Origin of the sequence: Brachybacterium sp. NBEC-018, from assembly GCF_024860185.1 — a bacterium.
Lineage (GTDB): Bacteria > Actinomycetota > Actinomycetes > Actinomycetales > Dermabacteraceae > Brachybacterium > Brachybacterium rhamnosum.
This window is the reverse complement of the sequence record NZ_CP100650.1, coordinates 1,350,668-1,360,941: the sequence shown is the minus strand read 5'-3', so window position 1 is coordinate 1,360,941 and position 10,274 is coordinate 1,350,668. Positions and strand designations below refer to the sequence as shown.

Genomic DNA, 10,274 nt, shown 5'->3' with positions numbered 1-10,274 from the left:
GCGCTCAGGGCGTCGTGGTCGCGGCCTCGAGGGAGAGCGAGCCGTCGTAGGCCGGCAGCGTCGTCGTGTCCAGCGTCTCGATCTTCTCGCCGAGGCCCACGTAGTCCACCCATTCCCGGTAGACGCTCACGCCGGGATCGGCGTCGAGCGCGGCGAGCATGCGGTCCGTCGGCCCGATCACGGTGATGACGAAGGGCGGGGAGTAGACCCGGCCCTCGAGCAGGAGCGTGTTGCCCGCGCAGCGGAAGGCGCTGCCGCCCACCACGCGCTGGTCCATGAGCATCATCGACTCGGCGCCGCCGGACCAGAGCGCGTTGATGAAGGACTCCATGTCCTGCTGGTGGACGACGAGGTCGTCGGGCTCGACGCCGTCCATCGAGCCGAGCACGCCCGTCGGCGCGTCGGTGAGGGTGATCCGCAGAGCGGGACCGGAGACCTCGCTGAGGCCCACCTCGTCGGTGAGCACCTGCGTGCGGGCCTCGGTCTCGGCGTCGGCGCCCTGTGCGGTGAGGCCGTCGATCGCCTCGCGCTTGGTGCGCGCCTCGTCGCCCAGGCGGGAAATCTCCAGGTCCCGCTCGCGGAGCACGGAGGCGACGTCCCCGGAGTCGTCGCGCAGGGAGTCGCCGCCGGCGAGGCGCGCGGTGGTCACGAACAGCACGCCGCACAGCGCCATGACGACGGCCACGCCGATCCGACCGCCGAAGGGGCGCCGCGGGGCGTCCGGGTCCGGTGCGGGGGTGCTCTCCTCGCTCGCCATGCCGCCTCCTCTCGTCGCGCCCTCCAGGCACGCCCATTACCCTAGGTCACGGCTCGCACCCGTCGAGCCCGCGCGGCACGCCCGCACGACCCCGATCCGAGGAGCAGCGCCCGATGGCGAGGAGCACGAGGAAGCAGTCCGCCCGCGCGAAGGCGAAGGCGAGGACCGCCGCCCCGGCGCCGGAGGAGCAGGACGCCCTCACGGCCGACGCCGAGGACGCTGCCGCGGGCGCTGCCGACGGCGGCGCCGAGGGCGCGGGCGCGGGCGGCGAGGCGAGCACGACCTCCCCTGCCTCCACCGCCGCCTCCGCCAAGGATCCCGTGCGCCGCGGCCGCCGTCGTGCGACGGTCGCCGAGGACGCCGCCGGCTCCGACGACACCGTCGACACTGCTGCCCCGGCCGCCGATGACGTGGACACCGACGAGGTGGACGACCTCGCCGAGACGGACGAGGACGCGGAGAAGGACGCCGCGACGGGGACGGGCGCGAAGGCCGCGAAGTCCACGGGGGCGAAGAAGGGCAAGGGCGCGAAGAAGGCCAAGGACCGCGCCCCCGTCCCCGAGGTGCCCGAGGAGGCGAAGGACGCCACGCGCTCCTCCTCGCCCCGCCGCAGCGCCGCCGCGGAGACCGCCCGCACGAACCGACGCCGCGTCGCCGCCGTGGCCCCGAACCCGGTGTGGCTCGCGCCGACGGCGGTCGTCCTGCTGATCCTGGGCCTGCTCTACCTGGTGGTCTACTACCTGTCCTCGGCGACACTGCCCCTGCCGATCGGCGACTGGAACCTCGCCGTGGGCTTCGGCGTGATGCTCACCGGCGGCGGCATGCTCATGTTCTGGAAGTGATCCCGGGCGCTCAGGGTCCGGCCCTCCGCGGCCGGCCCGGGGCCCTCTCCGTGGACACCTGTCCATGATGGGGAGTTCTCCCCAGGGCGAAGTGGCGCGTCTCTCGCTAGGCTGAGGCTGCGGCCGCCGCTCGGCGCGTCCGTGCCGACACCTTTCCCCAGGGGCTCCTCATGCACACCCTCACCTCACGCAGGCGGTGGCTGGCCGCACTGCTGATGCTGCCGTTCCTCCTGCTTCTCGCCGGCTGCGGCAAGATCGACGCGACCTTCGACGTCAAGGACGTCGACACGATCGACGTCTCGATGGACCTCGCGATCAACACCGACGTCATCCAGGAGTACTACTCCTCGGCGGAGGAGTTCTGCGCGAGCTCGGAGTCCGAGGAGTCCGGCGGCTTCGGCACCGCGACCTGGGAGCCGTACGAGAAGGACGGCATGTGGGGCTGCACGATCGAGGGCACGCTCACCCGTGACGACTTCGGCTCCGACTTCGAGCTCACCGAGGAGAGCGGCGAGCTGCACTTCGTCATGAGCCAGGCCAGCGGCGGCATCACCGAGGAGGACCTCGCGGTCTTCCCCGAGGCGGACCAGCTCCAGGTGAACGTCGTCTTCTCCTTCCCCGGCGAGGTCACCAGCTCCCAGGGCGGCACGATCGACGGCAACACCGTCGTCTACACCGACATCGTCGACCTCTCGCAGGGCGTGGACATCACCGCGAAGTCCGGCGGCTTCCCGTGGTTGGTCGTCATCATCATCCTGGTCGTGCTCGGCTTCCTCGCCCTGCTCGTGATCGCGGCGATCGTGTTCTTCGTGGTCCGCTCGCGCCGCAAGAAGAACGGCGGCGGCAACGGCTCCTCGCAGGCCCCCGTGGCCCCCGCGGCCTTCGGCGCCGCCGCCTACCCGGGCGCCCCCGCCGCCCCGGGCTCCCCGGCCGTGGGCCAGGGCTCGGGCCAGGGCTCCGCACCGCAGGCACCGCAGGGTCAGCAGCCGTGGGGGCAGCCGCCGCAGCAGGGCGGTCAGGACCAGTTCGGCCAGCAGGGCGGGCAGCAGCCCGGCCAGCAGGGTGGCCAGCAGCCGTTCGGCCAGCAGCCCGGCCAGCAGGGTGGCCAGCCCTGGCAGCAGCAGGGCGGCCAGCAGTCCCCGCCGCCGGCCCCGCAGCAGCCGTGGCAGAACCCGCCCCAGCCGGGCCAGGGCGGCGACGCCCCGGGCGGGAGCGGTCAGCAGGGCGGGAACGGCCGGGGCACCTGGGGCTCCTGAGCCCCTCGGCCGCCTCCTGAGCGGTCCCGACGACGCGTCGGGACCCGGGCGGCGCCGCGGATGTGAGCCGACTCATGGCCGCTCAAGTGGCGCCGCCCCGGGCGGGCCGGTAAAGTGTTCCAGGTCAGCGCAGCTGGCAGGCGCCCGTAGCTTAACGGATAGAGCATCTGACTACGGATCAGAAGGTTGGGGGTTCGAATCCCTCCGGGCGCACCGAAGGAGAGCCCGGGACATCGGCGACGATGTCCCGGGTTCTCTGCATTCCAGGTTCTCTGCATTCCAGGCTCTCTGTATTCCGGGTCCTCTGCTCTTCGGGCCCGCTCCGCACGCGAGGCGCCGCGCCGCACGCCCCCATCAGCGTTCTTTATGACGCGCCATGTCTGCACTATTGTCCTATCGGGCCGCATCGAGGAGACTCCCTCGAGTGGACAGCTCTCGCCCCGGAAGGACCTGATCGATGAGACGACTCATCCTGCTCGCCCTGGTAGGGCTCGGCGCCCAGCTCGTGGACGGCAGCCTCGGCATGGCCTACGGCGTCACCTCGACCACGCTGCTCCTCGCGATCGGCACCAATCCGGCCTCCGCCTCCGCGACGGTGCACCTCGCGGAGATCGGCACCACCCTCGCCTCCGGCCTCTCGCACTGGAAGTTCGGGAACGTGGACTGGAAGGTCGTGCGCCGCATCGCGCTGCCCGGCGCGATCGGCGCCTTCGCGGGCGCCACGTTCCTCACCTGGCTGTCCACCGAGGTCGCCGCCCCGGTCATGTCCGGGATCCTGCTCGCGCTCGGCGTCTACGTGCTCGTGCGCTTCACGTTCAAGGGGCTCGACCGCAGCAACCTCGGCAAGCCGCTGCGCCGGCGCTTCCTCGCCCCCGTCGGCCTCGTCGCCGGCTTCATGGACGCCACCGGCGGCGGCGGCTGGGGCCCCGTCGGCACCCCGGCGCTGCTCGCGAGCGGCCGCATCGAGCCCCGCAAGGTGATCGGCTCGATCGACACGAGCGAGTTCGTCATCTCGGTCGCCGCCTCGCTCGGCTTCCTCGTGGGCCTCGGCACCGCGGGCATCGACCTCACCTGGGTGCTCGCGCTGCTCGCGGGCGGCCTCGTCGCGGCCCCGATCGCCGCCTGGCTCGTGCGGCTCGTCCCGCCGCGCGTGCTCGGCTCCCTCGTCGGCGGCATCATCGTGCTGACCAACGTCCGCACGATCCTCCGCAGCGACCTCGTCGACGCGCCGGACGACGTGCGCCTGCTGTCCCTCGGCCTGATCGTCGTGCTCTGGGCCGCGGCCGTCGTGCACTCGGTGCGCGCCTACCGCCGTGAGCTCGCCGCCGCCCCGCCGGCCGACGCCCCCGGGGCCCCGGCAGACGAGGACCGCGAGAAGGCCCTCGCGACCGAGGGATGAGCACCGCGCGTCCCCGACGCGCTCTCCGTACCGCACGCGGGCCGGGACCCCGAGAGGTCCCGGCCCGCGGCCGTCGGGAGGCGAGACGCAGCCCGCGCCCAGCAGTTCCGTCAGCGGGCCGTGAGCGCCTCGCGCACCGATCCCCAGCCCTGCATGATCGCCCGGGCGTCCGGATCGACCTCCGCGGCGATCGCCTCCGCGCGGGCCTCCTCGAGCAGCTCGTCGATGACCACGCGGGTGCCGCGCTCCACGGAGGCCACCGCCGCCTCGACCATCGCGAAGCTGAGGATGTTCTCGTGCACCTCGCACAGGGGCGTGCGGCCCTCCCGCAGGGCGGTCGCGAACTCGATGATCGAGGCGTCGATCTGGTCCGGCTCCGGGGTCGCGAGCGCCTGTTCGAGGGCGGCCTGCAGCTCGCGCGTGCGCTCCTCGTCCTCCGTGCCGAGCACGGGCGCACCGGTGCCGTCCCAGGTCGCGGATCCGTGCTTCGCACCGATCCGCCACTCGCTGTTCCAGTAGGTGGGCAGGCCCCGCGCGTTCCACGACCCGTTGTAGACGAACAGCGAGCCCGTGCCGTCCTCCCCCGCCATCTCGAAGGTGCAGGTGACGGTCGCGTCCCCGGCGTAGACGCTCCACGACGGGTTCGCCCCGTGCGCGGTCACCGCGACCGGGTCGGTGCCGGTGATGTAGCGCGCGGTGTCGAAGGCGTGGATGCCCATGTCCCGCAGCAGCGGGTGCTGCTGCTGGGCGCGGAAGCCCTCGTGCTCGGTGAACAGCGAGAAGAACGCGCTCGTGAGGACCGTCGGCCCGTGAGCGGCGACGAAGCGGCGCAGCTCGCGCACCTGCGGGAAGAAGCGTCGGGACTGGGAGACCATGAACGGCACGCCCGTGAGCTCGCTGTGCGCCATGAGGCTCAGCGCCTCCGGGAGCGTCTCGGTGACGGGCTTCTCCCCCAGCACCGGGATGCCCGCGTGGAGGGCCTTCACGGTGACCGGGTGATGGGCGACGGGGACCGTGGGGTTGATGAGGACGTCCGCTCCGACCTCGAGCGCGAGGTCCACGCCGTCGGTGCCGACGGCGACCGCGGAGGTGTCCGGGACGCCGGACTGCGCGATCGACTCCTCGGGCATGCCGGGGACGAGGTCCGCGACGCCCACGAGCTCGGTCATGGGGCTGTCGTGGATGACGCGCGCCCACCATCGGCCCATGCCGCCGGCGCCGACGACGACCGCGCGCAGCGGCTCCTGCCCCGCGGCGGCGGCGAGCGCGGCGTTCGGATCCGCCTCGGCGGAGCGGGTCGACGTGGGGGCGGCCGCCCCGACGCGGGCCGCGTGCGCGGTGCTCTCAGATGACACGGGTGGTCTCCTCGTCGCGGTACCAGTCGCGCGGCGCATTGGCGATCTTCACGGGGGCGATCTCGCGGGGCTCGGGGCGGGCCCACTGCACGGCGTTGGCGAGCACGCGCTGGATCTCCGCCTGGTGGTAGACGGGGTACTCCTGGTCGCCGGGGCTGAAGTAGAAGACCTTGCCCTTGCCGCGGCGGAAGCAGCAGCCCGAGCGGAACACCTCGCCGCCGCTGAAGGAGGAGACGAAGACGAGCTCGTCCGGGGCGGGGATGTCGAACATCTCGCCGTACATCTCCTGCTCGGGGATGACGATCGGGTGCGGCACGCCGCGGGTGATCGGGTGGGAGCCGTTCACGGTCCAGACCCGCTCCTCGTCGCCGTCGTTGCGCCACAGCAGGTTGCACGAGGTGCCCATGAGGAGGCGGAACACCTTGGAGTAGTGGGCGGAGTGCAGCGGGACGAGCCCCATGCCCTCGCGCACGCGGCGGGCGACGCGCTCGGCGATCTCGTCGGGCACGTCGTCGTGGGCCATGTGGCCCCACCAGGTGAGGACGTCGGTCCGGGCGAGGGCCTCCTCGGAGAGGGACTCCTCGATGTCGTCGAGCAGGGCCACGCGCACCTCGGCGTCGACGCCGTCGGCCGCGAGGGTGCTGCGCAGCGCCTCGGCGATCGTCGTGTGCATGCCGTCGGGATAGAGCTCCTGGACGCGCGGGTCGACCTTCTCGTGCCGGTTCTCGCCGAAGACGGCGACGCGCAGGGTGGTGCTGCCCTGAGTCATGGGGGATGCCCTTCGTGATGGGGTCCGGGGCGCGGCATGCCCGCGCCGATGCGGTCCGATCCATCGTAGGGGCGGGCGGCGCCGCGGCGCGCGACACGCCGGGGCGGATTCCCACGTGCACCAGAAGTCGGGACCCGGGGCGCACGACGACCGGGGAGGATGGACGGGCCGCCCTTAAATGACCAGGTGGTAACGGAAAACGTGACCGTGGTGTGACCTGGTTCGCATCGATCCTGGTCTATGGTCATCCGGAGGTTCCCTCAATGGCGAGGGAACCTCTTCCTCTTCCCCGGGCGCTCGTCCCGGACACTCAGCCCTCGCGGCGCACCCGCACCAGCAGCCCCTGCTCGCGGAGCGCGGCCTCCAGCTCCTGCGAGAGCTCCGCGTGGGCGTGCGCCGCACGGGCCCGGCCCAGGGTGCCGCCCAGCACGAGACCGGCTCCGGCGCCCCAGCGGTGCTCCACGAGCGTGCCGCCCTCCCCCGCCCGGGTGCCGATCCTGGCGCTCAGGTAGAAGGCGCGGCCCGCGAGGGAGCCCAGGACGATCGTCCGGCCGCGGCTGCCGCGCTCGAGCAGCAGCTCCTCCCCCGGCGGGTCCGTGACCCGCCAGCCGCGCTCCGCGACGAAGGCGGCGATGCGAGCGCGCACCTCGTCCACGTCCCCGCGCACCACCAGCAGGGCCCGGCCCGCACCGCCCGCGCCGCTCCCACCGCCGCTCGCAGCTCGACCGGCCGGCGTCGGCACGCTCATCACCGCGGGCTCACGGTCGCGCCGGCGCGTCACCCGGGACCGGACGCGCCATGCCCAGCTCCCGCAGCTCGGCGTTGCCCAGGTGCGGCACCTCGCGATGCTCGTGCGGGTCCCGTCCCTCCCCGAGGGCGAGGGCGATCTGGAGCACGTCCCCGTGGGCCACGAGCACCACGGAGCGGCCGTCGGCGGCGAGCGCATCGGCCTCCGCGAGCACCGCGCCCACCCGGCGGGCCACCGACGCCACGGGCTCGACCCCGTGCTCGCCGCTGCGGCCGGCGGCGTCCGCCGCCCAGATGTCGTCGTAGGCGGAGGCGGGCCCCTCGTCGAAGGGCCCGAAGTCCCGCTCCCGCAGCCGCGCATCGATCCGCGCCCCGCGGGCGCCGAGCTCCGCGGCGAACACCGCGGCGGTCTCCGCCGCACGGGCGAAGTCGCTGCTCAGCACGATGGTGCCGGCGTCGAGGCCCGCATCGCGGGCACGTCGGCCGGCCTCCGCGGCCTGCTCACGGCCGCGGCGAGAGAGCCCCACCTCGGTGAGCGCGCGCGCCCCCGGGGAGGAGACGATGACGCCCTCCACGTTCGCCGTGGACTCGCCGTGCCGCAGCACGAGCACGCTCATCGCCGGGCCCCCGCGCTCAGGACGCGACGATCTTGCCGGGGTTGAGGTTCCGCCCCGGGTCGTTGTCCGCGAACAGGCCCTCGACCATCCGCACGCCCACCTCGCCGATGTCCTCGGTGATCCAGGGCCGGTGCTCGACGCCCACCGCGTGGTGGTGGGAGACCGTCGAGCCGAGGTCCACGAAGGTCTGCTGCACGGCCTCCTTCGCGCGGTAGTACTGCTCGAGCGCCTGCTCCTCGCTCGAGTAGGGGAACGCGAAGGTGAAGTAGAGGCACGCGCCGGCGTGGTAGCTGTGGGACATGTGGCAGAACATGAAGCCCGGCAGGTCCTGGGCGCGCTGCACCTCCTCGAAGGCCTCGTAGACCTTCGTGTGGACCTCATTGATGCTCGACCAGGTCGCCCCGGTGTCGCACACGTCGCCGAAGACCTGGTGGCCCAGCAGGAAGTCGCGCAGGTAGGGGGTGTCGAACTTCTTCTGGTCGTAGACCTTGCCGACGCTCGCGCCGAGGGTCACGCCGCCGTTCGCCTTGACGATCCTCTTGACGATCGACTTCTGCTGCTCGACGGAGGCCTTCGATCCCTCGAAGCAGACGTAGCTCAGGCACATCTCCTCGGACGTGTCCCAGCCCTGCGAGCGCAGGTAGGCGAACAGGCCGTCCTGCACCTTCGCGGAGACCTTCGCCTTCGTCGTCGTCGGCGTCTTCGAGGAGAGGGCGAGGGAGAACTTCGTCTCGGGCCCGTCGGAGAGCCGGGTGAAGGTCGGGGTGACGTCGGTCGAGCGGGCGATCGCGTGCATGCCGCGGATCCCGTGCTCCCAGTCCGGGTACATGTAGCCGATCACCTGGCGCACCGGCGCGGAGCGGTGCACCTGCACGGTGACCTCGGTGATCACGCCGAGGCGACCCTCCGAGCCGAGGATCATCTCGTGGACGCTGGGGCCCGAGTCGCGGCCCGGGATCGCCTTCGTGACGGCGACGCCGTCGGGGTGCACGAGCCGCAGCCCGCGCGCGATGTCCTCGATGTCGCCGTACTTGTCCGACTGCATGCCGGAGGAGCGGGTCGCCGCCCAGCCGCCCACGGTGGAGAAGGTGAAGGAATCCGGGAAGTGGCCGACGGTCCAGCCCTTCTCGTTGAGCTCCGCCTCCATGTCCGGCCCGTACATGCCGGCCTGCACCCGCGCGAGGCCCGAGGTGTCGTCGATCTCGAGGATCCGGGAGAGCCGGCCCAGGTTCATCGTGAGGATCGGGCGGTGCTCCTCGGCGTCGGGGGTGACCGAACCGGAGATGCAGGTGCCGCCGCCGTAGGGGATGAGGACGAGGTCGTGCTCGAGGACGATCCGCAGCACCGCGGCGACGTCCTCCTCGCTCCCCGGGTAGACCACGGCGTCGACGAGGCGCTCGAAGGCGCCCGTGCGCACGCGGAACAGGTCCGGCAGCGAACGGCCGAAGGAGTGCAGCACCCGGTGCTCGTCGTCGTCCCGGATCGCGTCCTCGCCGAGGGCCTGCGCGAGCTGCTCGCGCACCGCGCCGGGGAGCCGCGTCGCGGGCACCTCGTGGTCCGTGAGCACCGGCGCCACCGGGTCCGGCGCGTTCGCGAGATCGATGCCGATCTCGTTGCGCGCGAGGTCGATGAAGGCCGGGCGGTTCGTCACGGAGAAGGCGACGTCGTCCTGCCCCCATCCCCACCACTTGTGTCGGGTGACGTCGGCGGCGGCGATCGGTGCGGTCATGCGGACTCCTCTGTCCCCGGGTGCGGATGCCCCAGGATCTCCTCGTAGTTGTCGTCGTACAGCGACTGCACCCGGTCCCGGATGCGCGCGGTGAACGCGACGGCCGACTCGCCCTCCTCGGCGAGCATCGGCTCCCCGTAGACCACGCCGACGGGCGGGCGGCCGGGGACGGGCCAGCTGCGCCCCTTGGGCATGGCCTCGTAGGCGCCCACCATCGCGGCGGGGATCACGGGGACCCCCACGCCGATCGCGAGCGCGGCGCCGCCCGGCTTGAAGGAGCCGATGCGGCCTGTCTGCTGGCGCGTCCCCTCGGGGAACACCAGGATCGGCACCCCGGAGCGCAGCAGGCGCCGGGAGAAGCCGGAGTTCTTGCGCGAGCCGTCGCGGTCGATCGGGAACGCGTTGAACAGCGCGCGCACGAAGATCCGCCGGTACCAGACCCGGAAGAAGTAGTCCGCGGCGACGCCGGTGGAGAGGTAGCGCGCCTGCGCCCAGGGCAGCCCCTGGGCGAGCATCGGCGCGTCGGTGTGGCTCGAATGGTTCGCGACCAGCACGAACGGGCCGCGCACGGTGCGCACGCGGCGGTGGACGATCGTGCGCGGCGTGATCGCGGCGCCCACGACGAGGCGGAACACGCCGCGCTGCAGCACGAAGCGCAGGGCCGAGCGCGTGCGCGAGCGGTACTTGGCGATGTCCCCCTCGGGGGCCTCCCAGCCCTCGCCGCGGGAGCGGGCGGAGAGCGAGGCCAGCAGGCCCGGCTTCCGCTCGCCGCGGGGGTCCTGGCGCGGGCCCTGCTCCGCCAT

At 72.9% G+C, this 10,274-nt stretch carries 10 protein-coding genes and 1 tRNA gene; 4 read left to right on the top strand and 7 right to left on the bottom strand.

Translation table 11 applies throughout. The features are described from left to right. Positions 1-4: 4 nt before the first annotated feature. Positions 5-757: a DUF881 domain-containing protein gene (locus tag NLU66_RS06025; RefSeq protein ID WP_259362040.1), complete on the bottom strand. Its 753-nt coding sequence runs from the start codon at positions 755-757 to the stop codon at positions 5-7. Positions 758-870: 113 nt separating this feature from the next. Between NLU66_RS06025 and NLU66_RS06020 the strand changes: the two genes are divergently transcribed. The 4 genes from NLU66_RS06020 (at position 871) to NLU66_RS06005 (ending at position 4,254) form a co-directional block, all read left to right on the top strand. Further along, on the top strand, positions 871-1,599 hold the full coding sequence (locus NLU66_RS06020) for a cell division protein CrgA (RefSeq protein WP_259362039.1): 729 nt from the start codon (positions 871-873) through the stop codon (positions 1,597-1,599). A gap of 170 nt (positions 1,600-1,769) precedes the next feature. Further along, on the top strand, positions 1,770-2,855 hold the full coding sequence (locus NLU66_RS06015; RefSeq protein ID WP_259362038.1) for a FeoB-associated Cys-rich membrane protein: 1,086 nt from the start codon (positions 1,770-1,772) through the stop codon (positions 2,853-2,855). 140 nt (positions 2,856-2,995) lie between these two features. Continuing rightward, positions 2,996-3,068: transfer RNA gene (locus NLU66_RS06010), tRNA-Arg, on the top strand. A 244-nt stretch (positions 3,069-3,312) separates the two neighbouring features. Next, positions 3,313-4,254, top strand: a complete 942-nt coding sequence (locus NLU66_RS06005; RefSeq protein ID WP_259362035.1) for a sulfite exporter TauE/SafE family protein — start codon at positions 3,313-3,315, stop codon at positions 4,252-4,254. A gap of 110 nt (positions 4,255-4,364) precedes the next feature. Here the strand turns inward: NLU66_RS06005 and NLU66_RS06000 are convergent, their stop codons facing one another. The 6 genes from NLU66_RS06000 to NLU66_RS05975 all read right to left on the bottom strand — a co-directional run bounded on the left by NLU66_RS06000 (position 4,365) and on the right by NLU66_RS05975 (position 10,274). Beyond that, positions 4,365-5,609: a Gfo/Idh/MocA family protein gene (locus NLU66_RS06000; RefSeq protein WP_259362034.1), complete on the bottom strand. Its 1,245-nt coding sequence runs from the start codon at positions 5,607-5,609 to the stop codon at positions 4,365-4,367. Continuing rightward, the gene (locus NLU66_RS05995) at positions 5,599-6,378 is read right to left on the bottom strand and encodes a ThuA domain-containing protein (protein WP_259362033.1); all 780 of its coding nucleotides are present in this window, start codon (positions 6,376-6,378) and stop codon (positions 5,599-5,601) included. Before NLU66_RS05995 ends, NLU66_RS06000 begins: the two co-directional genes overlap by 11 nt. Positions 6,379-6,688: 310 nt before the next feature. After that, positions 6,689-7,126, bottom strand: a complete 438-nt coding sequence (locus NLU66_RS05990; protein ID WP_259362031.1) for a hypothetical protein — start codon at positions 7,124-7,126, stop codon at positions 6,689-6,691. Between the two features lie 10 nt (positions 7,127-7,136). Further along, on the bottom strand, positions 7,137-7,742 hold the full coding sequence (locus NLU66_RS05985; protein ID WP_259362030.1) for a histidine phosphatase family protein: 606 nt from the start codon (positions 7,740-7,742) through the stop codon (positions 7,137-7,139). A 16-nt stretch (positions 7,743-7,758) separates the two neighbouring features. Further along, entirely contained in the window at positions 7,759-9,471 is a 1,713-nt protein-coding gene (locus tag NLU66_RS05980; RefSeq protein WP_259362029.1) for an FAD-binding oxidoreductase, read from the bottom strand. Further along, positions 9,468-10,274, bottom strand: coding sequence for a lysophospholipid acyltransferase family protein (locus NLU66_RS05975; RefSeq protein ID WP_259362028.1), 807 nt, complete (start codon positions 10,272-10,274; stop codon positions 9,468-9,470). Before NLU66_RS05975 ends, NLU66_RS05980 begins: the two co-directional genes overlap by 4 nt.

Bases quoted from the DNA above. Each gene is read 5' to 3' on its own strand.
- NLU66_RS06025 (WP_259362040.1), bottom strand. From the start codon at position 757: ATGGCGAGCGAGGAGAGCACCCCCGCACCGGACCCGGACGCCCCGCGG.
- NLU66_RS06020 (WP_259362039.1), top strand. From the start codon at position 871: ATGGCGAGGAGCACGAGGAAGCAGTCCGCCCGCGCGAAGGCGAAGGCG.
- NLU66_RS06015 (WP_259362038.1), top strand. From the start codon at position 1,770: ATGCACACCCTCACCTCACGCAGGCGGTGGCTGGCCGCACTGCTGATG.
- NLU66_RS06005 (WP_259362035.1), top strand. From the start codon at position 3,313: ATGAGACGACTCATCCTGCTCGCCCTGGTAGGGCTCGGCGCCCAGCTC.
- NLU66_RS05995 (WP_259362033.1), bottom strand. From the start codon at position 6,378: ATGACTCAGGGCAGCACCACCCTGCGCGTCGCCGTCTTCGGCGAGAAC.
- NLU66_RS05990 (WP_259362031.1), bottom strand. From the start codon at position 7,126: ATGAGCGTGCCGACGCCGGCCGGTCGAGCTGCGAGCGGCGGTGGGAGC.
- NLU66_RS05985 (WP_259362030.1), bottom strand. From the start codon at position 7,742: ATGAGCGTGCTCGTGCTGCGGCACGGCGAGTCCACGGCGAACGTGGAG.
- NLU66_RS05980 (WP_259362029.1), bottom strand. From the start codon at position 9,471: ATGACCGCACCGATCGCCGCCGCCGACGTCACCCGACACAAGTGGTGG.
- NLU66_RS05975 (WP_259362028.1), bottom strand. From the start codon at position 10,274: ATGGCGGAGCAGGGCCCGCGCCAGGACCCCCGCGGCGAGCGGAAGCCG.